Source organism: Streptomyces sp. NPDC044003, assembly GCF_056435185.1.
This window is the reverse complement of sequence record NZ_JBWKFA010000009.1, coordinates 101,287-124,844: the sequence shown is the minus strand read 5'-3', so window position 1 is coordinate 124,844 and position 23,558 is coordinate 101,287. Positions and strand designations below refer to the sequence as shown.

Annotated in this window: 16 protein-coding genes; 11 read left to right on the top strand and 5 right to left on the bottom strand. The window is 72.4% G+C overall.

Annotated elements, in window-relative coordinates:
* Positions 1–3 precede the first annotated feature (3 nt).
* A complete protein-coding gene (locus tag AC07AW_RS30780) occupies positions 4–1,329 on the top strand; it encodes a glutamate-1-semialdehyde 2,1-aminomutase (protein ID WP_478818729.1) in 1,326 nt (441 codons plus the stop codon).
* Between the two features lie 33 nt (positions 1,330–1,362).
* Here AC07AW_RS30780 and AC07AW_RS30775 read toward each other — a convergent pair whose 3' ends face one another.
* Entirely contained in the window at positions 1,363–2,052 is a 690-nt protein-coding gene (locus AC07AW_RS30775) for a phosphatase PAP2 family protein (RefSeq protein ID WP_478818728.1), read from the bottom strand.
* Between the two features lie 432 nt (positions 2,053–2,484).
* Between AC07AW_RS30775 and AC07AW_RS30770 the strand changes: the two genes are divergently transcribed.
* The 7 genes from AC07AW_RS30770 (at position 2,485) to AC07AW_RS30740 (ending at position 15,404) form a co-directional block, all read left to right on the top strand.
* On the top strand, positions 2,485–6,210 hold the full coding sequence (locus AC07AW_RS30770; RefSeq protein ID WP_478818727.1) for an efflux RND transporter permease subunit: 3,726 nt from the start codon (positions 2,485–2,487) through the stop codon (positions 6,208–6,210).
* Positions 6,207–9,374 carry an efflux RND transporter permease subunit gene (locus tag AC07AW_RS30765; protein WP_478818726.1) on the top strand — a complete coding sequence of 1,056 codons (3,168 nt, stop codon included), beginning with the start codon at positions 6,207–6,209 and terminating at the stop codon, positions 9,372–9,374. Before AC07AW_RS30770 ends, AC07AW_RS30765 begins: the two co-directional genes overlap by 4 nt.
* Before the next feature lie 71 nt (positions 9,375–9,445).
* Entirely contained in the window at positions 9,446–10,375 is a 930-nt protein-coding gene (locus AC07AW_RS30760) for a hypothetical protein (protein WP_478818725.1), read from the top strand.
* Between the two features lie 92 nt (positions 10,376–10,467).
* Positions 10,468–11,145, top strand: coding sequence for a response regulator transcription factor (locus AC07AW_RS30755; protein WP_478818724.1), 678 nt, complete (start codon positions 10,468–10,470; stop codon positions 11,143–11,145).
* A gap of 6 nt (positions 11,146–11,151) precedes the next feature.
* Positions 11,152–12,528: a sensor histidine kinase gene (locus tag AC07AW_RS30750; protein WP_478818723.1), complete on the top strand. Its 1,377-nt coding sequence runs from the start codon at positions 11,152–11,154 to the stop codon at positions 12,526–12,528.
* A 95-nt stretch (positions 12,529–12,623) separates the two neighbouring features.
* Positions 12,624–13,982 (top strand): hypothetical protein, encoded by a 1,359-nt coding sequence (locus tag AC07AW_RS30745; RefSeq protein WP_478818722.1) that lies wholly within the window; start codon positions 12,624–12,626, stop codon positions 13,980–13,982.
* Between the two features lie 144 nt (positions 13,983–14,126).
* The gene (locus tag AC07AW_RS30740; RefSeq protein WP_478818721.1) at positions 14,127–15,404 is read left to right on the top strand and encodes an FUSC family protein; all 1,278 of its coding nucleotides are present in this window, start codon (positions 14,127–14,129) and stop codon (positions 15,402–15,404) included.
* Here AC07AW_RS30740 and AC07AW_RS30735 read toward each other — a convergent pair.
* The 3 genes from AC07AW_RS30735 to AC07AW_RS30725 form a co-directional block, all read right to left on the bottom strand.
* A complete protein-coding gene (locus AC07AW_RS30735) occupies positions 15,367–16,566 on the bottom strand; it encodes a lactate 2-monooxygenase (protein ID WP_478818720.1) in 1,200 nt (399 codons plus the stop codon). The genes AC07AW_RS30740 and AC07AW_RS30735 overlap by 38 nt on opposite strands.
* 105 nt (positions 16,567–16,671) lie before the next feature.
* Positions 16,672–17,439 (bottom strand): NPP1 family protein, encoded by a 768-nt coding sequence (locus tag AC07AW_RS30730; protein ID WP_478818719.1) that lies wholly within the window; start codon positions 17,437–17,439, stop codon positions 16,672–16,674.
* Between the two features lie 141 nt (positions 17,440–17,580).
* The gene (locus tag AC07AW_RS30725) at positions 17,581–18,147 is read right to left on the bottom strand and encodes a TetR/AcrR family transcriptional regulator (protein ID WP_478818718.1); all 567 of its coding nucleotides are present in this window, start codon (positions 18,145–18,147) and stop codon (positions 17,581–17,583) included.
* 79 nt (positions 18,148–18,226) lie between these two features.
* Here AC07AW_RS30725 and AC07AW_RS30720 point away from each other — a divergent pair, with 79 nt between their 5' ends.
* From AC07AW_RS30720 to AC07AW_RS30710, 3 genes are read left to right on the top strand one after another with little or no spacing between them, the layout of a single operon-like run.
* Complete coding sequence (locus AC07AW_RS30720) at positions 18,227–19,399, top strand: FAD-dependent monooxygenase (protein WP_478818717.1); 1,173 nt, start codon at positions 18,227–18,229, stop codon at positions 19,397–19,399.
* 33 nt (positions 19,400–19,432) lie between these two features.
* A complete protein-coding gene (gene mgt / locus AC07AW_RS30715; protein ID WP_478818716.1) occupies positions 19,433–20,626 on the top strand; it encodes a macrolide-inactivating glycosyltransferase in 1,194 nt (397 codons plus the stop codon).
* A gap of 51 nt (positions 20,627–20,677) precedes the next feature.
* A complete protein-coding gene (locus AC07AW_RS30710; RefSeq protein WP_478818715.1) occupies positions 20,678–21,076 on the top strand; it encodes a nuclear transport factor 2 family protein in 399 nt (132 codons plus the stop codon).
* Between the two features lie 55 nt (positions 21,077–21,131).
* Here the strand turns inward: AC07AW_RS30710 and secD are convergent, their stop codons facing one another.
* Entirely contained in the window at positions 21,132–23,414 is a 2,283-nt protein-coding gene (gene secD / locus AC07AW_RS30705; protein ID WP_478818714.1) for a protein translocase subunit SecD, read from the bottom strand.
* Between the last annotated feature and the right edge of the window lie 144 nt (positions 23,415–23,558).

Genomic DNA, 23,558 nt, shown 5'->3' with positions numbered 1-23,558 from the left:
AGCATGGACACCGAAGACCTCCGCCTGCCGCGGTCGCGGACGGCGAACGAGCGGCTGCACGCCCTGATCCCCGGGGGCGCGCACACCTACGCCAAAGGCGACGACCAGTACCCCGAACACCTGGCCCCGGTCATCAGTCACGGCCGCGGTGCCCATGTGTGGGACGTCGACGGCAACCGCTACATCGAGTACGGCTCGGGCCTAAGGTCGGTCAGTCTCGGCCACGCCCACCCGCGCGTCCTGGAGGCGGTGCGGCGGGAGATCGACCGCGGCAGCAACTTCGTCCGGCCGTCCATCCTGGAGGTCGAGGCCGCGGAGCGGTTCCTGGCCACGGTGCCGACAGCCGAGATGGTGAAGTTCGCGAAGAACGGCTCCGACGTCACCACCGCCGCGGTGCGGCTCGCCCGCGCCGTCACGGGGCGCCCGCGGGTGGCCATCTGCGGTGACCATCCGTTCTTCTCCGTCGACGACTGGTTCATCGGCACCACGCCGATGTCCGCCGGCATACCGGCGGCGACGAACGAGCTCACCGTCGCGTTCCCGTACGGGGATCTGACGGCCACGGAGGAACTGCTGACCCGCTATCAGGGCGAGGTCGCCTGCCTGATCCTCGAACCCGCCGGCCACACCGAACCTCCGCCGGGATACCTCGCGGGCCTGCGCGAGCTGGCCGACCGGCACGGCTGCGTCCTGGTCTTCGACGAGATGATCACCGGACTGCGCTGGTCCGAGGCGGGCGCCCAGGGCCTGTACGGCGTCGTCCCCGACCTCTCCACGTTCGGCAAGGCGCTGGGCAACGGGTTCGCCGTCTCCGCGCTCGCCGGGCGCCGCGAGCTGATGGAGCGGGGCGGGCTGCGTCACTCCGGCGACCGGGTGTTCCTGCTGTCCACCACGCACGGCGCCGAGACCCACTCGCTCGCCGCCGCGATGGCCGTGCTCGCGACCTACGTCGAGGAGGGCATCACCGCACGACTGCACGCCCTGGGCGAGCGCCTGGCCGCCGGTGTCCGCGAGGTGGCCGCCGGCATGGGCGTCGGCGACCACCTCGTCGTACGGGGCCGGGCCAGCAACCTGGTCTTCGGCACCCTCGACGAGAACGGGCAGCCGTCCCAGGAGTACCGCACCCTGTTCCTGCGCCGGCTCCTGGCGGGCGGGGTGCTCGCCCCGTCGTTCGTGGTGAGCAGCGCGCTCGACGAGGCCGACATCGACCGCACGGTCGAGGTGGTGGGCGAGGCGTGTGCCGTGTACCGGAAGGCGCTGGACGCCGGGGATCCCACGCCCTGGCTGGCCGGGCGGCCGGTGAAGCCCGTGTTCCGCCGCCTGGCATGACGTGACGTCAGCGGGGGCGCCGGTGACGTGACGTCAGCGGCGCTGCCGGGGGCCGTCGTCGGCGATCCGGTCGATCAGCCACGCCGTCGCCGGTACCACCACGAGCGCGGTGCACCAGCCGCCGACGGTGTCGGTCGGGTAGTGCGCGCCCGTGACCACCTGCGCCCAGCCCATGGCGGCTCCGGCGACCAGCGCCGTGGCGAGCACGAGCACACTGCCGGCCGTTCTGCCGAGGCCGAGGCGGTCGGTGGCGAGGAGCGCCACCACGAGGGCGAGCGCGGTGAGGAAGGCGGTGTGCCCGCTCGGGAAGGACAGGTTGTCGCCGTGGATGGTGCGTCCCACCAGGGACTTGAGCACCTTCGTCGCCGCCACGGTCAGTCCGGAGCCGGCGACGACGAGCACCGCGAGGCGCGGCCGCCGGAGCAGCAGACAGGCGGTCACGACGGCCACGATCGACAGCACCGCTCCGGCGGGTTCGCCCAGGAAGTCGACGGCCTCGGCGGCGTGCGCCCAGGGCGGCCGGACATCCTCCAACACGGGCTGGATCCATGCGTCCACGCGTGCGGGCCGGGTGTCGCCCGCGTACCGGACGCCGAGCACGAGGAGTGCAAGGGCGGCGAGGGACGCGGTCGCCCCGAGCGCCGCGGGCGCCGACCTGCCGGCCGCCGGCCCTTCGCGCCCGTTCGGCGTGTGGTGGTGACCCTTCCCGCCAGGCGATCCCACGCGAGCCCCCTGTCCTGTCCGACCTCTCCTCGTCACCCTAACCAAGCGGCACGACAAGCTCGGCGCAGGCGCCTAGGGGGGGTTGAAATCCGGCCATCTCGTAGCTAATCCTATTTGGGGGGAAATTGACAGTTTCTTCACCTACGGGGTACATTTACGCCGTACGTATCCGCTATAGACATGGCTGGCGGTTCGGCCGGTTTATAGCTCTTGCCGGACATGAGTACGAGGTCGGCCGTCTCGGCCGGGAACCCTCACCACCGCCGGCCGACGCCGGCGACTGATGCCGCAGCAGGACGGACGTCCCTCGCAGGTGCGCCCGGTAGGCCGTCCGCCCGGCGCGCGGTCCATCGCTCTCGTCAGGCCCTGGGGAAGGGGCCCGGGGGCAGGGTCGGTGGAGCGCGCAGTCGCTCTGGAAGGCAGGACCCTGCCGTGGTCCACAAGATCCTTTCTCTCAGTCTTACGTTCCGGAACCTGATCCTCGGTGTGGCAGCGGCCGTGATGGCCCTGGGGTTCATCCAGCTCCCACGGGCGGCGTCGGCAGACGTCTACCCGGAGTTCGGACCGACGCAGGTGCAGATCCAGACCGAGGCGCCGGGACTGTCCGCGGCCGAGGTCGAGCAGCTCATCACCGTCCCGATGGAACAGGACCTGCTCAACGGCGTGGCGTGGCTCGACGAGATCACGTCCGAGTCGGCCCCCGGTCTGTCCTCGGTCGACCTCGTCTTCGAGCCGGGCACGAACGAGCAGAAGGCCAGGCAGGCCGTCCAGGAACGCCTGATCCAGGTGGCCGGTCTGCCCCAGGTGGGCAAGCAGCCGGTCATGATCCAGCCGCTCTCGTCGACGAGCCGGGTCATGATGATCGGGCTCTCCTCGAAGGACGTCTCCCGCATCGACATGTCCGTCCTCGCGCGGTGGAACATCAAGCCGCGCCTGATGGGCATCCCGGGTGTGGCGAACGTGGTCATCTGGGGTGAGCAGGACCGGCAGCTGCAGGTCCAGATCGACCCGGAGCAGCTGCGGGACCGGAACGTCTCCCTCGACCAGGTGGTCCGGACGACGGGCAACGCGCTGTGGGTGTCGCCGCTGACCTTCGTGGAGGCCTCGACGCCGGGCACCGGCGGGTTCATCGACACCCCGAGCCAGCGCCTCGCGATCCAGCACGTGCTGCCCATCACCAAGGCGCAGGACCTGGCGTCCGTGGCCCTGGACGACACCGCCGCCAAGCGGCTGCGCATCGGTGACGTCGCCACCGTGGTGGAGGACCACCAGCCCCTCATCGGCGACGTGATGCTGGGCGGCGGCCCCGGAATCATGCTGGTGATCGAGAAGTTCCCCGGCGCCGACACCCGTGACGTCACCCACGCCGTCGAAGAGGCGATGACGTCGCTCCAGCCCGGACTCTCCGGCATCACCGTCGACACCCATGTGTACCGGCCGGCGTCCTTCGTCGACACGGCGCTCGACAACGTGGGTGTGTGGGCGCTCATCGCCGTGCCCGCCGTCTCGGCGCTGCTCGGCCTGTACTTCCTCTCCTGGCGCGTCGGCCTGATCAGCCTCGTCTCGATCACGATGGCCGAGATCGCCGCGCTGTGGGTGCTCTACCTGCGTGGTTCGCCCTTCAACATGATGGTCCTGGCCGGTCTCACGATCGCTCTCGGCGCCGTCATCGACGACATCGTGATCGGATTCGACCGGATTCAGAGCCAGTTCCAGCGCGAAGGCCGGAGATCCGGCGAACGCCGCTCGGTGTCCGAGGTCGTGGTCGACGCCACGGCGGCGGTGCGCCGGCCTGCCTTCTTCGCCACCCTGATCCTGCTGCTCGCCGTGGTGCCCATCGTGTTCCTGAGCGGGGTGGGCGGAGCGTTCGCCCGGCCACTGGCCCTGTCCTACGTGCTCGCGGTGATCGCTTCCACCGTCGTCGCCCTGACCCTCACGCCCGTGCTGGCCGCCATGCTGCTCGCGCGCACCAGGCTGGGACACCACCGCAACCCGGTGCTCGGTTGGCTCCACCGCGGCTTCGACCGGATCGGCCCGAAGACCCTGCTGCGGCCGGGCCGGGCGCTGGTCGCGGCCGCCGTGCTGGCCGGCGCGGCCTTCGCGGTGTGGCCGCAGCTCGACGGCGCGTCGCCCATCCCGGCCCTGCACCAGCGTGCGCTGCTGATCCGTGTGGAGGCGCCGCCCGGTACCTCGCTGCCGGAGATGGACCGCCTCGGCCAGGCGGCCGCCCACGACCTGCGTGCCGTGCCGGGCGTCGAGAGCGTCGGGGCCCACGTCGGCCGCGCCCGGGAGTCCGACCAGGTCGTCAACGTCAACTCCGGTGAGTTCTGGGTCAACCTGAAGAGCTCGGCCGACTACGGCAAGACCGTCGCCGCGGTCCACCGCACCATGGACGACCAGACCGGCCTCGACAGTGAAGTGATGACGTATCCGCTGGCACGGCTGAACGAGGTCCGGGCCGAGGACGGCGACGGCGCACCGGTCGTCGTGCGCGTCTACGGCAACGACCTGCGCGTGCTGCAGCAGCAGGCCGAGCAGGTGAGCAAGGCCATCGCGCAGGTGCCCGGAGTCGTCCGGCCGCAGGTCCCGAACGTGGTCGAGGAGCCGACCCTGGAGGTCAAGGTCGACCTCGCGGCGGCCCGGAGCCACGGGATCAAGCCCGGTGACGTCCGCCGCACGGCCGCCACCTACTTCTCCGGCCTGCCGGTGGGCAGCCTCTACGAGGAGCAGAAGGTCTTCGACGTCGTGGTGTGGGGTTCGCCCGCGACACGGTCCGCCCCGCAGAACGTCCAGAACCTTCTGATCGACACACCGAACGGCGGGCATGTGCGCCTCGGCGACGTCGCCGCCGTCCGCGTCACCCCGTACCCGACGGTCATCCAGCACGAAGCCACCTCGCGCAGCCTCGCCGTCGTCGCCGACGTCAGCGGGCGTGATCTGAACTCCGTGCTCGACGACGTCAGGAACCGCGTCCAGGCGATGCCGATGCCGTACGAGTACCACGCCGAGGTGCAGAGCGACGTCGCGCACCAGCAGAGCCAGGACCTGCGCATCGCGGCGCTCGCGGCCGCCGCGCTGCTGGGCACCTTCCTCCTCCTGCAGGCGGTCTTCGGCAGCTGGCGTGCGGCGACGCTCGTCCTGCTCGCCCTGCCGCTGGCCGGCGTGGGCGGTGTGCTGACCGCGTTCGCCGTCGACGGCATCATGTCGATCGGAGCGCTCGGCGGCCTCCTGCTCGTGCTGGGCATCGCCGTGCGCAACCTGGTGCTGCTCATCCGCGGCTACCAGGAGGTCGAGCCGCGCGCGGACGGCACCGTCGACCCGCAGCGCATCGTCGACGCCACCCGCGACCGGGTCGGCCCGGTCCTGCTGACCGCGCTGGCCACGGCCGTCGCGGTGCTGCCCGCCGTCTTCCTCGGCACCGTCGAGGGCATGGAGGTGCTGCACCCGCTGGCCGTCGTCGTGCTCGGCGGACTGGTCACCTCGACCCTCGTCACGCTGTTCATCGTGCCCGCCCTGTACATCCGCTTCTTCCCCTCCCCCGGAGGCGTCAGGCGGCGTCCCGCCGGCCCGGAGCCGGCTCCGGCGACGGCAGGTCAGGCCCCGGACACGGCGGCCGCGGACGACGGCAGGACGGAACGCAACGCCACACCCTCCGGCGGTACCCGCCGGCGTCGTACCCGGCGCCGGTGGGCCGTGGGCCTGTCGGCGGCGGGACTGCTGCTCGCCGGCGGGGCGGGCCTGTCGGCCTGCAGCAACTCGGACTCCTCCTCGGCCTCGGCCGCCGAACACTCGGAGGCGCCGCCCGCCGAGATCGAACAGGTCGAGGAGGGGAAGATCCCCCACCTGACCCTGGCCGAGGACACGGTCGAGCGGATCCACCTCACGACGGAGCCGCTGCGGCAGGCGCCGCTGGACGGCACCGGACCGGCGCGGACACTCATCCCGCTGAAGGCGGTGGTCTACGACCCGGAAGGCAAGACCTTCGCCTTCACCAACCCGGAGCCCTTCGTGTACATCCGGACCCCCGTCCAACTGGGGCAGTTCGGTGACCACGACGCGGTCGTGACCTCCGGCCTCGCGACGGGCACCCCCGTGGTGACGGTCGGGGCCGCAGAACTGCTGGGCATCGAGTACGAGACGGACGGCGAGCACGAATGAGTGAGGAACGCCGCACCCTGATGCGCTGGATCGTCGGTTTCAGCCTGCGCTTCCGCTACCTCGTGGTCGCCGCGGCCGCCGTGATGATGGTCGTCGGCATCACCTCGCTGCCCCAGCAGCGGGTGGACGTCTTCCCCGAGTTCGCGCCGCCGCGGGTCGAGATCCAGACGACCTGCCTCGGCCTGTCCACGGCCGACGTGGAGTCCCTGGTCACCGTTCCGCTGGAGCAGTCCCTCAACGGGCTCGACTCACTCGACGACCTGCGCTCCGAGTCCGTCGCGCAGCTCTCGTCGATCCAGCTGATCTTCCACGAGGGCACCGACATCTTCAAGGCACGGCAGGAGGTCCAGGAACGGGTGGCGCAGGTGTCGCACTCGCTGCCGACCTGGGCCGCCCCTCCGGTGATCATGCCGCCCGTCGCGGCGACCAGCCGTGTCATGAAGATCGGGATGTCCTCGCAGGACCACTCCGACAAGGCTCTGATGTCCATGTCCATGACGGCGTACTGGGAGGTCAGGGCCCGTCTGCTCCGGGTGCCCGGTGTCGCCAACGTGAGCATCTTCGGCGAGCGGCTGCAGATGATGACCGTGCAGGTGGACCCGCTCAAGATGCAGGCCCACAAGGTCAGTCTCGACGACGTCATGGAAGCCACCGGCGATTCGGTCGACTCCGGTCTGCTCAAGTTCACCGCGGGCTCCGTCATCGGCACCGGCGGCTGGATCGAGACCCCCACGCAGCGCCTCGGCATCCGGCACGTCCTGCCGGTCGTGACGCCCAATGACCTCTCCCAGGTGCCGGTGCGCGCGGAGAGCGACCGCACCGTGCGGCTCGGGGACGTCGCCCTCGTGAAGGAGGCCCCCCAGCCGCTCATCGGCGACGCCGTCATCGGCGGCGACCCCGGTCTGCTGCTGATCGTCGAGAAGCTGCCCTGGGGCGACACCCCGGAGATCACCAGGAACGTCGAGAAGGCCATCGAGTCCCTCGAACCCGGCCTGCCCGGCGTCACGTTCGACACGACCGTCTTCCAGCAGGAGGACTTCATCCACACCGCGATCGACAATCTGACCCAGGCCCTGGTGCTCGGGTTCCTGATGGTCGTCGTGGTCCTCGCGGCCTTCCTCTACGAATGGCGCGTCGCGCTGATCAGCCTGCTGACGATCCCGCTGTCCCTCATGGCGGCCGTGCTGGTGCTGCACTGGCGCGGGGACACCATCAACACCATGGCCCTCGCCGGACTCGTGATCGCCCTGGGCGCCGTCGTGGACGACGCGATCATCGACGTCGAGAACATCCTCAGACGCCTGCGCGAACGCCGGAAAGCCGGCGGTGACACCTCGGTGGCGAAGGTCATCCTGAACGCCTCGCTGGAGGTCCGGAGCCCGATCGTCTACGCGACGATGATCATCGTCGTGGCCATCGTGCCGGTGTTCCTGCTCCAGGGAGTGGCGGGCTCGTTCTTCCGGACGCTCGCCGTCTCCTACACGTTCGCCATCCTCGCCTCCATGGTCGTGGCCCTGACAGTCACCCCGGCCCTGTGCCTGATCATGCTGCGCAAGGCGAAGGTGGAACGCCGGCAGTCCCCGCTGCTGCGCTGGCTGCAGACCGGCTACACGGCCGGGCTCCGGCGCATCATCAAGCGGCCGGTGCACGCCTATCTGGTGTCCGGCGTGCTCGTGCTCGTCGCGGCGCTCCTCGTGCCACAACTCAGCCAGTCCCTGATGCCCGCCTTCAAGGAGCGGGACTTCCTGATGCACTTCATCTCCACGCCCGGCACGTCCGTGCAGGAAGAGCGGCGCATGGTCACCCAGGTGAGCCGTGAGGTGCGGGCCATCCCCGGAGTGCGCAACGTCTTCGGGGCCCACATCGGACAGGCGTTCCTGGGCGACGAGATCGCCGGCGTCAACTTCGGCGAGGGCTGGATCAGCATCGACCCCAAGGCCGACTACGACAAGACGCTCAACCAGATCAAGGAGACCGTGGCGCGCTACGCCGGCATGGAACAGAACGTCCAGACGTACCTCAACGAGCGCGTCGACGAGGTGCTCACCGGCTCCAAGTATCCGATCGTCATCCGTCTCTACGGCCAGGACCAGAAGGTCCTGCGCGAGAAGGGCCTGGAACTCCAGGAGAAGATCGGCAAGATCGCCGGCACCGCCGACGTCCACGCCGACCTCCAGGTCGACATCCCCCAGGTCCAGGTGACGGTCGATGTCGACAAGGCGGCGAAGTACGAGCTCAAGCCCGGTGACGTGCGCCGCGCCGCGTCCACCCTCGTGGCCGGCGAGGAGGTCGGAGACATCTTCCGCGGCGGCCGGGCCTACGACACGATGGTGTGGAGCACCCCCGAGACCCGCAGCAGCGTGGCGGCCATCAGCCGGCTCCCGATCGACACGCCCTCCGGCACCACGGTGCCGCTCGGTGACGTCGCCAAGGTGGCCATCGAGCCGCAGCCGAATCTGATCGCGCGTGAGAACGGCTCGCGCCACCTCGACGTGAACGCCAGCGCCTCCGGACGCGACCTCAGCGCCGTCGTCTCGGACGTCGAGCGGGCGATCGACTCCACCGACTTCCCCCGCGGATACCACACGGAGCTGCTCGGGGAGCACGAGGAGCGGCAGGCCGCCCAGCGGGTCCTGTTCTACAGCGCGATCTTCGCGGCTCTGGCGATCTTCGTGCTGCTCCAGGCCTCCTTCCGCAGCTGGCGGCTCGCCCTGCTGTCCTTCCTCACCCTGCCCATGGCCCTGGTCGGCGGTGTCCTCGCGGTCTGGATCGCCGGCGGGAACATCTCGCTGGGTTCCCTGGTCGGCTTCTTCACCGTGCTCGGCATCGCCGCGCGCAACGGCATCCTGCTGATCAACCACTGCCAGCACCTGGAGGAGCACGAGGGCATGGCCTTCGGGCCCGCCCTGGTGCTGCGCGGTGCGCGCGAACGGCTCTCCCCCATCCTGATGACCTCGCTGGCGACCGGACTCGCGGTGCTGCCCCTGGTCTTCCTCGGCAACCGGCCGGGCCACGAGATCGAGTACCCGCTCGCCGTGGTCATCGTGGGCGGTCTGGTTACGTCCACCTTGCTGAATTTGCTCGTCGTGCCTTCCCTGTACCTGCGTTTCGGCAAGGGATTCAGGCGCCACAGGCCGCAGCATGAGGCGGCCGCCACGCACTGAGGCAGGCGGCGGACGGGGCCGCCGCCTCTCGGTGGAGCCCCACCCTGGCTCCACCGAGAGGATCAAGCTGAATGCCCCGTCGCATCCGCGCGGCCGCTGCCCTGCTGAGCCCGATCGTCGCCGCACTGCTGCTGGCCCCCGGCGCGGAGGCCACCAGTACCCCCCAGGCGCCTTCTCCCGCCCCGGCGAAACCCGGCGCGCGGGCGCAGGGTGACTGCCCAGGGCCCCCCGCCCTCCGCCCGTACACGTTCCCCGCTCTCCCGAGGGTGACCAACAGGTTCCTTCCGCTGAGGCCCGGTACCCGCCTGGTCCTCACCGGCGACGTCGCCGGTGAGGACCACACCGTGGTGACGACGGTGACCGACCTGACCAAGGTCATCGACGGCGTGCGCACCGTGGTGGTGTACGACCAGGACCTCAACGGCAAGAAGGTCGAGGAGTCGGAGCTGGCGTTCTTCGCCCAGGACTGGCGCGGAGCGGTCTGGCGCCTCGGGGAGTACCCGGAGCTCTACGAGAACGGCCGGCTCGTCGGCGCGCCCGACACCTGGATCTCCGGCGTGCAGGACGCCCAGGCGGGCATCGCCATGCTCGCCAGGCCGCGGGTGGGCAGCCCCACCTACACCGAGGGCCTGGCGCCCGAGATCGGCTTCTGGGACTGTGCCACGGTGTTCCAGACCGGCCAGAGCGTCTGCGTCGAGGTCGGCTGCTTCCAGAACGTCCTGGTGACGGACGAGTTCGCGCCGCTCGACCCCGAGGGCGGCCACCAGCGGAAGTCCTACGCGCCGCAGGTGGGCAACATCAAGGTGGAGCCCGTGGGCGAGGAGAACCCGGAGACCCTGTCCCTGACCGAGTTCACCCAGCTGAGCCCCAAGGAGCTCGCGGCCGTCGACAGGGAGGTCCTGAGGCAGGACGCGCGCGGCTACAGGATCAGCCCGGACGTCTACGGCACCACCCCGCCCGCGGAGCCCGCCGGCGCGACAGGTCTCCTGGCCCGGTCGTAGGACGGGTGGGGCCGCGCGGTGCCGCTCGCCGAGGCGGGCGGCACCGCGTGCCCTTCAGCCCGGGTTCAGGTGACGCGGGTCACAATCGGGACATGCGGGTTCTGATCGTGGACGACGAGGAGCGCTTCGCCGAGGGGCTCCGCAACGGCCTGGAGGCGGAGGGCTTCGCCGTCGACGTCGCCCTGGACGGCACGGACGGCCTGTGGCGGGCGCGCGAGCACGCGTACGACGCGATCGTCCTCGACATCATGCTCCCCGGCCTGAACGGCTACCGCGTCTGCGCCACCCTGCGCGCCGAGGGGAACTGGACCCCGATCCTGATGCTCACCGCCAAGGAGGGCGAGTGGGACGAGGTGGAGGGGCTCGACGCGGGCGCCGACGACTACCTGACGAAACCCTTCTCGTACGCGGTGCTGCTCGCCCGGCTCCGTGCGCTGCTGCGCCGCGAACCGCGCGAGCGGCCCGCCGCCCTCACCGCCGGCGACCTGCGCCTCGACCCGGCGGCCAAGGAGGTGTCACGGGGTGCGGTACGGGTCGAGCTGACCGCCCGGGAGCTGGCACTGCTCGAGTTCCTCCTGCGCCGGCGCGGCGAGACCGTGTCGAAGCGCGAGATCCTCGCGCACGTCTGGGACGACGCCTTCGAGGGCGACCCGAACATCGTCGAGGTCTACGTCCGGCATCTCCGGAACAAGCTGGACCGGCCCTTCGGCCGGGCGTCCATCGAGACCGTACGGGGCTGCGGCTACCGCCTGGCCCCCGACGGGGGGTAGGCGGCCATGGGCGTACGGTTCCGGTCGACCGTGGCGGCCGTCCTCGTCGTGGCGGTGGGCGTGGTCGCGGGAGCGGTGGCCCTGGTCGCGCTCATGCGGGCCGAGCTCACCGACGACGTACGGCAGGCAGCGCGGGACCGGGCCGAGCAGGTGGCGGCCGTCATCGAGTCCGGGCGCGGGGTGCCGTCGCTGACCGTGAGCGAGCAGGACGAACAGTTCATCCAGGTCCTGGACGCCCGGGGAGACGTGATCGCCGGCAGCCCGAAAGCCGCGCGTCTGCCGGCCCTCGCCGACCCACGCAAGGGCACCGAGGCCATCCTCACCACGCCCCTGGACGAGGACCGGTTCCTGGTGGTGGCGGTGACCGCCGAAGGGCCCGGCGGGGTCCGGACCGTACTGTCCGGGCAGACGCTGGTCACGGTCGACGAATCGACCCGGATCGTCACCCGGCTGCTGCTCACGGGGCTGCCGCTGCTGATGCTCGTGGTGGCCGGCACGACCTGGATGGCGGTCGGGCGGGCGCTGGCGCCCGTGGCGGCCATCAGGAGGGAGGTGGACGCGATCTCGGCGGCGGAGCTGCACCGCAGGGTGCCGCTTCCGCCGGGCCGCGACGAGATCGGACGCCTCGCCACCACGATGAACCGCATGCTGGACCGGCTCGAACGGGCACAGGGCGCCCAGCGCCGGTTCATCTCCGACGCCTCGCACGAGCTGCGTTCCCCGGTGGCGTCCATCCGCCAGCACGTCGAGGTCGCGCTCGCCCACCCCGACCGGCTGACGGACCGGTCGACGAGTGAACGGCTGGCCAGGACGGTGCTCGCCGAGGATCTGCGGATCCAGCGGCTGGTCGACGACCTGTTGCTGCTCGCCCGCGCCGACGAGGACGCGCTGCGCCCCCGGCTGCGGCCGGTGGATCTCGACGACCTGCTCCTCGACGAGGCGCACCGACTGCGGGAGACGGCGCCCGGGCTACGGATCAGTACGGCCGGGGTGTCGGCGGCCCGGCGGCGGGCGGACCCGCGGGGCCTGGGCAGGGTGGTGCGCAACCTGAGCGACAACGCGGCCCGGCACGCGCGCTCCGAGGTCGCCTTCGACCTCGCCGAGCTGCCGGACGGCCGCGTCGTACTGGGCGTGGAGGACGACGGTCCCGGCGTGCCGCCGGCAGATCGCGAGCGGGTCTTCGAACGGTTCGTACGCCTCGACGAGGCGCGGTCCCGCTCGACGGCCGACGGGGGCGACGCGGGCAGCACGGCCGGCAGTGGCCTCGGGCTCGCCATCGTCGCCGAACTGGTCGCGGCGCACGGTGGCACGGCGACGGTGACCGACGGACGCCTCGGCGGGGCCCGCTTCGAGGTGGTGCTCCCGGCGGACCCGGAGGTCTGAGGCCGCGCCACCGCTCCTGAAGACCGGTTCAGTTCCGTTCAGGCTCCCTTCAGCACCCGGGTGGCAGCGTCGATGTCACGGCAGAGGAGGCAGCCATGAGGAACAGATATCCGGCGGCCGCGGTGTGCGCGGTCCTGGCCGCGACCCTCTCGACCGGCGGCTGCACCGCCGGTGCCGTCGGCGGCGGAGCCGCGAGCGGGACCCCCGCGGCGGGCTCCGAATGCGTACGGATCGTGGAGGAAGGCGGCCAGAAGACCGACACGTGTCTGCCGCTCGCCCCGGAGCAGGACCGGGTCGACCTGGCAACGCCCGTGTTCAGCCGGCCGACGGACATCACCAACCCGCTCCACGCCAGTTCGCGGATCCAGCAGGTGATCTACGACGGTCACGTCGACGGGAAGCCCTTCCGCACCGAGCTCACGCTGCTGCCCGACATCAAGACCGTCACCGTGAACGGCGAGCAGGTCCGGGCACGCACGCTCCAGTACATGTCCCTCTCGGACGGGCGGGTCAAGGAGGTCGCGACGGACTGGTTCGCGCAGGCCGACGACGGATCGGTCTGGTACCTCGGCGAGGACGTCTTCAACTACGAGAACGGGGTGGTCGCGGACACCGGCGGCACCTGGCGGTCCGGGAAGAGCGGACCGGCCGCGATGATCATGCCCCACGAGCCGAAGGCCGGTGACGTGTTCCGGCCGGAGAACAGCCCGGGCGTGGTCTTCGAGCAGGTCACCGTCAAGGCCGCCGGGCAGACGGTCCCGGGGCCGTACGGACCCGTCAAGGGCGCGATCACCACGAGCGAGCTCAACCAGGACGGCTCGCGCGAGGACAAGGTCATCGCCCCCGGGTACGGCGAGCTCACCATCGACGAGCCCGGCGCCGACCTGGAGGCGATCTCGCTGGCCGTACCGACGGACGTCACCCCGGGCCCCGTACCCGCCGAACTCGCGGCCCTCTCGGCAGCGGTCCGCGCGGCGCACACCGGGGCGACCGAGGCGAACGTGGCGAAGGTGCGCGCCGCCTGGGACGCGTACCGTGCCGCCGACCAGGTGCCCCGGCTGCTCGTCGAGCAGATGGACCGGGACCTCGACTCGCTCACCACGGCCGTCAAGGCGCGCGATGCCGATCTCGTCCGGGGTGCGGCGCTCCGGGTCGCCCAGAACGACCTCGACCTGCACCTGCGCTACGAGCCGCTCGCGACGGTCGAGGCCGCCCGGATGGGGCTGTGGGCGCGCCAGTCCGCGCTGGACGCCGCCGCCCGGGACGCGGGCGCGATCGCCGGTGACGCGACCTGCCTCGAACTCACCTGGGACCGCGTCAAGCACGACACGGACTCCGCCCGGGCGGACCGGATCGCCGCCTCGCTGCATGCCCTGCGCGACGCGGCCGACCGCACGGACACCGCGGTCGCCCAGCAGGCGGTGGACCGGCTCGCGTCCGCCCTGTCCGGCTGACCGGCAGCACCGACAGACCCCGGCATCGCGCCGGGGTCTCCGGCGCGTCGGCGGGCCCGTGCCCGCGGCAGCACCGAGCGTCGCGGTTTGATGGCGTGGCGGCGGGAAGGCACCCGCAGCTCCCCGACCGCCGGAGAAGGATCCATGCCGCACCGCTCCGTCCCACGCGTCCTTCCCCGCCCGTGGCGGCGCTGGAAGTGGTGGCGGCGGTGGCGTCGGGACCCGGTGGTGGTGCAGACGGTGCGATCCACGGCGGCGGCGACGCTCTCGTACGTCGTCGCCCTCCGGCTCAGTGCCGAACCGGCGCCGCTGACCGCCCCGCTCACCGCGCTGCTCGTCGTCCAGGTGACGCTGTACTCGACGCTCACGACGAGCCTGCGGCGGGTGAACTCCGTCGTGGTGGGCGTGCTCATCGCCATCGCGTTCAGCGCGCTCGTCGGACTCAGCTGGTGGAGCCTCGCCCTGATCATCCTGGCGTCCCTCGTCGTGGGCCGGTTCGTGCGGGTGGAGGAGTTCGTGCCCGAGGTGGCCATCAGCGCGATGCTGGTCCTCGGTGTCACCCAGGTCGCCGACACCGCCTGGGACCGCGTCCTGGAGACGCTGATCGGTGCCGTGGTGGGCCTGCTCTTCAACGTCGTGCTCGTCCCGCCGGTCTGGGTGGACACCGCCGGGGACTCGATCGTGGACCTGGCCCGGCGGATGCGGCGACTGCTCCTGGACGTCGGCGAGGAGCTCGCCGACCCGGACGCCCGGCCCGGACCGGCCCCGGTTCCCGAGGCGGGCCCGCCGCCCGCTCCGGTGGAGCGGGCGGCGGCACGGCTGCACGAGGCGCGGCGCCTCGACAACGACGTCGCGGACGTCGACGCGGCCCTGCGGCAGGCGGAGGACAGCCTCCGGCTCAACCCGCGGGTCAAGGAGGGGCTGCTGCACCGGATCGTGCTGCGCACGGGCCTCGACACCCTGGAGATCTGCGCGGTCGTGCTCCGCGTCCTCACCCGTTCCCTGACCGACCTCGCGAAGGAACGGCGCGGGGCCGCCCTCGTGCGCCGGGAGACGGGTGTCGCGCTGCGGGAGACCTTGCGGCACCTCGCGGACACCCTCATGAGCTTCGCCCGCCTCGTCACCTCGCCTTCGAGCGCGGAGGCGGAGACGGCGGAGGGCCGCCTCGGCGAGGAGCTCGGGGCGGCCCGCGCCGCCCGTGACCAGGCCGCCCGGCTGCTGAGGGAGGAGGCGGCGCAGGATCCGGAGCGCTGGCAGTTGTACGGCGCGCTGCTCGCCGAGATCGACCGCGTCCTCGACGAACTCGAACCGGATCACCGTGGTCGGCGCCTCATGGAAGAGCTGGACCGGCACACGCGCGCACGTGAGGAACGGCGCCGCCGCGTCACCTCCCTCGCGGCCCGGGCGCGCCGTACGTCATGACGGGTCGCAGGGCGCCGTCCGCGCGGAGGTCGTCCAGGGTCGGGTAGCCGTCGACGGCCATGATCAGGTCGGTCTCGGCGAGGAGGGAGCGCAGGACGTGGACGATGCCGTCCTCCCCGCCGAGGGCGAGGCCGTACGCGTAAGGGCGGCCGATGCCGACCGCCGTGGCGCCGAGGGCCAGGGCCTTCACGATGTCGGCGCCGGTGCGGACGCCGGAGTCGAAGAGCACGGGCAGGCCGTCGGCGGCGGCGACCACGCCGGGGAGGGCGTCGAGGGCGGGCAGGCCGCCGTTCGCCTGGCGTCCGCCGTGGTTGGAGCAGTAGATGCCGTCGACGCCGCCGTCCCTGGCGCGGCGGACGTCCTCCGGGTGGCAGATGCCCTTGAGGATGATCGGCAGGTCGGTGAGGGAGCGCAGCCAGGCGAGGTGGTCCCAGACGAGCGGCTTGCCGAAGATCCCCGCCCACTCCGCGACGACGGCGCCCGGGTCCTCCTCGGGGGTCTTGGCGAGGCGCGCCCGGAAGACCGGGTCGCTGGTGTAGTTGGCCAGGCAGTGTCCGCGCAGCTGCGGGAAGTTGCTGGTGGCGAGGTCCCGGGGACGCCAGCCGGTGATCCAGGTGTCGAGGGTGACGACGATGCCCCGGAAGCCGGCCGCCTCGGCGCGTTGCACCAGGCTCTCCGCGAGGGCGCGGTCGGTGGGGGTGTAGAGCTGGAAGAAGCCGGGGGTGTCCCCGTACGCGGCGGCGACCTGTTCCATGGGGTCGACGCCGAGTGTGGAGGCGATCATGGGGACGCCGGTACGGGCGGCGGCCCGGGCCGTCGCGAGGTCGCCGTGCCCGTCCTGGGCGCAGAGCCCGATCACTCCGACCGGCGCCATGAACAGCGGGGACGGCAGCTTGAGGCCGAAGAGGTCGACGGACAGGTCGCGTTGGGCGGCGCCGACCATCATGCGCGGGACGAGCCCCCACCGCTGGAAGGCGGTGACGTTGGCCTCCTGGGTGTACTCGTCGCCCGCGCCGCCGGCGACGTACGACCAGAGCGAGGGCGGCAGGGCCGCGCGGGCCTTCGCCTCCAGATCGGCGAAGGTCATCGGCAGGGTGGGTGTGACGCCGAAGAGCCCGTTGAGGTAGATCTCGTTCTGGTAGTCGCCGTACTGCTGGGGCATGGGGGCGTCGTCCCTTCCGGTCGCCGGGTGCTGTCCCGGCCACCTTGCCCGTCCCGCGCGCGCGTGACCAGGACCTGTCGGCCTGCGGTGGGTGTCCGGTCGCGATCAGGCGTACGGGTCGAAGGGGATGCCGGCGGGCTTCGCCTTGGCCAGGTGGGAGGCGAGGTTCCCGTCCTTGAGGCCGAAGACCGCGCTGCCGAAGTCCGCCTGGGTGAGCTTCTCGCGGATGCCCGCGGGGTAGCCGTTCCAGCCGACCAGGGCGGGGAACTGCCAGGTGTGCTGGTGGTTCTCGGGCGGTTCGTCGTTGGAGTTCGCCGGGCGGAAGCAGTGGGTGCCGATGCCGTCCTTGTGGTAGACGATCTTCGGGTGGGTGCCGTCCCAGCGGATCCGGTCGCGGCCGTAGATGTCGAAGTTGCCGTGGGCGGAGGTGGAGACGTACTGCGCCTGGTCGTTCTGCACCCAGACCACGACGTGTTCCCAGTCGTGGCGGTGTCCGCCGAGGCTGCTGCCGGCCACCGCCTGGTCCTTCTCGAAGTAGAGACCGTAGATGACGGCGCACCAGCCGTTGTTGCACTTCGCGCGCGCGTACCCGTTGGTGTTGGTGAGGTCCCAGGCGTCACGGCACTGGCCGTTGAGGGCGCCGGAGGGGTTGAGGCCGCCGTTGAGCGTCCCGTCGGGGCCGATCGCGGGGGTGGGGTAGCAGCCGTCCGTGTCGTAGTCGTAGGCCGGCTGGAAGGTCTGCTCCAGGCCGTCGGCGTTGGCGGGCAGGGCGGTGGGCGGTGCGGCGAGCGCGCTGCCCGGCAGGGCGATGATCAGCGCGAGGGCGCCGGCGAGGGCGAGCGCGCCCCTGGTGGCGTACGCGGGTGTCTTCACTGCTTCCCCCTGGGTCGGTGGGCGTGGACCGACCCGAAGTTTGGCATGGACATCACACGTGCGCGAGAGCTCCCGGGCAAGCATTCACCCCACCGCCACCTCCCGTTGGCCACCTCCCGTCGGCCGCCCCCGCGCGCGCCCTCAGCGAAGTGCGGCCGTCACCAGGCGGCGGACCTCCTCGGCGGGGACGGTGCCGCCGTTGACCAGGCGGTCGAAGACCAGGCCGTCCACGCAGGTGAGCAGGGTGACCGTGCGCGCGCGGGCGTCCGCGAGCCCCTGGGCGGCGAGGAAGTCCTCGACGGACTGCCGGGCCGCGTTCTCGCGCGGCACGAGGATCTCCCGCAACTCGGGCTGGTGCACGCTCTCCAGGGCGCACGCGTAGCGCGCGAGGGAACGGCGGCGGCCTTCGCCGGTGAGCCGGAGCCCGGCGAACGCGGTGAGCCCGGCGACGAGTTCCTCGGCGTCGCGCAGGGCACCGGCCCGCCGGCCGGCCTCCTGGATCTCGGCCTGGTCGCGCTCGACGAGGCGGCGGACGAGCGCGGTCAGGAGCGACTGACGGGTGCGGTGGTAGGCGGACGTGGTGCCGGGCGGCAGACCCGCGGCCCGGTCGACCGCGCGATGGGTGAGCCCGCGCATGCCGTGCTCGGCGAGCACGTCGATGGCGGTGTCGGCGAGGAGGGTGCGTCGGGCGGGGGCGTCGGCGGGCATCCCCCCTTTCTACACCTGTAGAGGCCAGGAGTACGGTTCTTCTACAGCTGTAGAAGAACCGCACGAAGGGGTGCCTGGCATGGACGGCGGGAACGCGGTGGTGGTCGGTGGCGGGATCGGCGGCCTTGCGGCGGCGATCGGACTGCGGCGGGCCGGCTGGGAGGTGACCGTCCTCGAACGCGCCGCGGCCCTCGGCGACGCCGGCGCGGGGATCTCCCTCCACGCCAACGGCATCCGCGCCCTGGACGCGCTGGGCGTCGGCACGGAAGTACGGGAGGCCGCCCGGCCCCAGTACACCGGCGGCACCCGGGTCCCGGGCGGCGGCTGGCTGGCCCGGATGGACGGGGCCGCCCTGGAGCGGGCGCTCGGCACCCCGATCGTCGGGATCCCGCGCGCCGCACTGCACCGGCTGCTGCGCGCGGCGCTGCCCGAAGGATGCCCGACCGTCGGGGCGGAGGTGACCTCCCTGGACCTGGCCGCCGCGGACCGGGTGGGGGTGGTCACCGGGGACGGGGTACGAGAAGCGGATCTGGTGGTGGCCGCCGACGGTGTGAACAGCGGCCTCCGCGCCCTGCTCTTCCCGGGCCATCCGGGTCCGACGTACAGCGGTTCGACGGTCCTGCGCGCCCTCACCGACTCCCCCGTGCCGGCGGCGTCCGACTTCGAGCTGACCTGGGGCCGGGGCGCCGAGTTCGGGCACATCGCCCTCGCCGACGGACGGGCCGAGTGGCACGCCGTACTCAACTCCCCGCCGGGAGTGCGCCATCGGGACCCCCTGGAGGTGCTGCGCCGCCGTTTCCGGGACTGGCACGAGCCGATCCCGGCCCTGCTCGCGGCCACCCGCCCCGAGGCCGTGCTGCACCACGACATCCACGAACTGGCCACCCCCGTGCCCTCCTTCGTCGTGGGCCGGGTCGCCCTGCTCGGCGACGCGGCCCATGCCATGACCCCGAATCTCGGCCAGGGCGCCTGCCAGGCGCTCGAGGACGCGGTGTCACTGGCCGCCGCGCTCGCCACCGCGCCCGACGTCGACACGGCACTGTCCCGGTACGACGCCGAGCGGCGCCCGCGCAGCCAGTCCGTCGCCCGCGCCGCCCGCCGGGCCGGCCGGATGGGCCAGCAGCTCGCCCATCCGCTCGCCGTCGCCGTACGCAACACGGCCCTGCGGGCGGCTCCGGACGGCGTGACCCTGCGCGCCATCCTGCGGCACGCCGACTGGACACCGCCGAGCCTGCACCCGCGAAAGAAGTAGACGATACGTTTCGTCTCGCCTAGGGTGGTCGTCATGACCACCCCTTCCCCCGCGCACATCGCCATGTTCTCCATCGCCGCCCACGGCCACGTGAACCCGAGCCTGGAGGTCATCCGCGAGCTCGTCGCCCGGGGCCACCGCGTCAGCTACGCCGTCCCCGCGTCCTTCGCCGAGAAGGTCGCGGAGACCGGGGCGACGCCCGTCGTCTACACCTCCACCCTGCCGACCGACGACGACCCGGACGCCTGGGGCACCGAGCTGATCGACAACCTCGAACCCTTCCTCGCCGACGCGATGCAGGCGCTGCCGCAGCTCGCCGAGGCCTTCGACGGCGACCGGCCGGACCTGGTCCTCCACGACATCACCGCCTATCCGGCCCCCGTCCTCGCTCACACGTGGGGCGTGCCCGCCGTCTCGCTGTGGCCGAACCTGGTGCCGTGGGAGGGGTACGAGGAAGAGGTCGCCGAGCCGATGTTCGCCGAGCTCAAGGCCTCACCGCGCGGCCGGGCCTACTACGCGCGCTTCGAGGAGTGGCTCGGCGGGCACGGGATCGACACCCACCCGGACAGGTTCGTCGCCCGCCCGCGCCGCGCGATCGTCCTCATCCCCCGGGCCCTCCAGCCGCAGGCCGACCGGGTCGACGAGTCCGTCTACACCTTCGTCGGGGCCTGCCAGGGCTCCCGCGCCGAACAGGGCGAGTGGCAGCGGCCGGCGGGGGCGGAGAAGGTGGTCCTGGTCTCGCTCGGTTCCTCCTTCACCAAGCAGCCCGGTTTCTACCGTGACTGCGTGGAGGCCTTCGCCGGTCTCCCGGGCTGGCACCTCGTCCTGCAGATCGGCAGGTTCGTCGACCCCGCCGAGCTCGGAGAGCTGCCGTCGAACATCGAAGTGCACTCCTGGGTCCCCCAGTTGGCGATCCTCCGCCAGACAGACGCGTTCATCACCCACGCGGGAGCCGGCGGCAGCCAGGAGGGGCTCGCCACCGCCACGCCCATGGTCGCCGTGCCGCTGGCCACCGACCAGTTCGCGAACGCCGACATGCTCCGGTCCCTGGGTGTGGCACGGCATCTGCCGATGGAGGAGGTCACCCCCGAACGGTTGCGGGAGGCCGTGCTCGGGCTCGTCGACGACCCCGAAGTGGCGCGCCGCGCCCGGGAGATCCAGGCGTCGATGGCTCGCGAGGGCGGCACGCCCCGCGCCGCCGATCTGATCGAGGCGGAGCTCGGCTGATCCACCCGCAGGGGGCGGGGCCCTGCTCGACGTGCGGCGTAGGGTCGTGTCATGTCCAAGACCGAGATTGACCAGGTGACCGCCGCGTTCTACGGCGCGTTCGACAACCGGGGCGGCAAGGCCCCCGACGTGGACCGGATCCGGCGGCTCGTCCTGCCCCAGGGGGTCATCGTCTGCACCGCGCCCACGTTCACCGCGTACTCCGTGGAGGAGTTCGTCGTGCCGCGCGAGCGGCTGCTCTCCGACGGGCGGCTCGTCGAGTTCTCCGAGTGGGAGACCTCCGAGGAGACGCGGATCGAGGGCGACATCGCCTCGCGGTTCGGCACCTACCGCAAGTCCGGCGTCCTGGACGGCAAGCCCTACGAGGGCGAGGGCACCAAGACGATCCAGTTCGTCCGGACGCCGGACGGCTGGCGGATCGCGGCCCTGTCCTGGTTCGACAAGCCCTGACCGGGACGCCGGCCCGTCGCCCCCCGACATGAGGAGGGCGACGGGCGCGGCTCCGTCAGACCACGGCGCCCGCGCGCCGGCGCGGCGCGGTCGCGGCCGGCACCGGGTGGCGGGTCTCCAGGGTGACGGCCAGCGGCATCGCCGTGAACACCGTGGACGCCATGCCGAGGACGACGCCCGCGAGGAGCGCGACGGAGAAGTCCGCGAGCGAGTCCCCGCCCAGGGCCGCGAGCGCCACCAGGACGAACAGCGCCCCCATGCCGGTGTTGACCGTACGGGGCAGGGTCTGGGCGACGGCCCGGTCGGCGAGGTCCGCGAGCGGCACGCCCCCGCCCCTGCGGCGCAGCTCCCGCAGCCGGTCCAGGACGACCACGGAGTCGTTGACCGAATATCCGACGACGGTGAGCAGCGCGGCGAGGAAGACGCTGTCCACGGGCTTGCCCAGCCACGCGAACAGGCCGACCACCAGCAGGACGTCCTGCGTCATCGCCGCCACGGCCGCCGTGGCGTACGTCCAGCGGAACCGCACCGTCAGGTACAGGAGTTGCGCCGCCACCGCCAGGCCGAGCGCCAGGAGGGCGTGGGTGCGCAGTTCTCCGCCGAGGCTGGGGCCGATCAGATCGTCGCGCTCGGCCTCCACCGGGCCCGCGACCCGGGTGAGCGCCTCCCTGATCTCCCGCTGCTCGCCGTCCCCGGTCTCCCGGACGCGCACCGAGACGGCACCGTCACCGGTCGTCTGCACGACGGCGTCGGGGAAACCGGCGGCCGCGACGGCCGTACGGGCCGTGTCGGCGTCCACCGGGCGTTCGGCCGTGTACTGGACGACCCGGCCGCCGGTGAACTCGACGCCGAACTCCACTCCGCGCACACCGATTCCGGCGAGGGCCACCAGCAGCAGCCCGGCGCAGGCGGTCAGCCAGCGGCGCCGGTGCGCCATCAGACGCGGGACACGGCGGGCCAGCCGGGTCCTCAACCGGCCGAGCGCGGCCATGCCGGTCACCGCCGGGCGCCTACGGACGGCGGGCAGGCCCAGCGTCAGGTCGGCGAGGAGCCGGGTGACCACCATGGCGGTGATCAGCGAGGTGAGGACGCCGATCGCGAGCGTCACGCCGAAACCCTTGACGGGACCCGTGGCGAAGACGAACAGCAGGCCGGCCGCGAGCAGGGTGGTGATGTGGGAGTCCGCGACGGCGCTCCACACCTTGCCGAACGCCGTCGCGACCGGCCGCCGCAGGTCCCGCCCGGCGGACCGGCCGAGCAACGCGTACTCCTCCCTGGCCCGTTCGAAGACCAGGACGTTCGCGTCGACGGCGATGCCGACGGCCAGGACGAAGCCGGCGAGACCGGGCAGGGTGAGGGTGGCGCCCACGGCGACGACGGCGGCGTACGAGATCAGTCCGTACAACAGGAGCGCGATCGTCGCGAGGACGCCGAGAAGCCGGTAGACCACCATCACGAAGAGGCCCGTGCAGGCCAGGCCGATGGCCGCGGCCAGGGCACTGGCGCGGATCGCCTCGGCGCCGAGCGTGGGGCCCACGGTGCTCTGCTCGACCGTCGTCACGGGCACGGGCAGCGCGCCGCCCTGGACGAGTGCCGCGAGGTCGCGTGCCTCCTGGGCGGAGAACCCGCCGGTGATCTGCGCGGAGCCGCCGCCGATGCCGGCTCCGCACGGGACACCGGCCTGCATGCCGGGTGCGGAGACGATCCGGTCGTCGAGGACGATCGCGACCCGGCGCGCCGGGTCGGCCGGGGCGGCGCAGGCGGCGGCGCCGGTCAGCCGCGCCCAGGCGTCCGCGGCACCGTCGCGGAAGGCGAGGTCGACGGTCCAGCCGCGGCCGGTCGCCGTGTCGAGGACGGCCTCGGCGCTCTTCACGCCGTCGCCGGTGAGCTCAGGTGCGGCGAGCGCCAGATGGCTGCCGGGGGCGTCGGGGTCGGCCAGGACGCGCGTCCCGTCGGCGGCGGCCGGTCCTGCCGGGCCCTGGGCCGTGCCGGTGACGGCGTGGAAGGTGAGCTGCGCCGTACGGCCGATGGTCTCGGCGGCCCGGCGCGGGTCGCGCAGGCCGGGCAGTTCGACGACGATGCGGCGCTCGCCGGAGCGGGCGAGGGAGGGCTCCGCGACGCCGAGTCCGTCCACGCGCGTGCGGAGCACCTCAAGGGCGCGGTCGGTGGCGGCGGCGTCGGCGCGGGTGGTGGGTCCGTCCTCGGTCTGCAGGACGATGCGGGTGCCGCCGCGGAGGTCGAGTCCGAGGCGGGGCGGGGTGGTCAGGGTGATCCAGAGGGAGAGGGCGACGACGGCGAGCGCGAGGAGCGCGCGCCGGAGCGTGGCACGAGAGGACATGGGTTCTCCACGGGCGGGCGCACGGCTCGGCGGACGCCGCCTCGGTGGGGCGGCGCCCGCTGTCCGTGCGGGGCGTGCGGTCGGATGCGCGTCGAGGACCGGTCCGTGGACATGCCGAGGACCCGGACGGCGACGCGGGGAGAC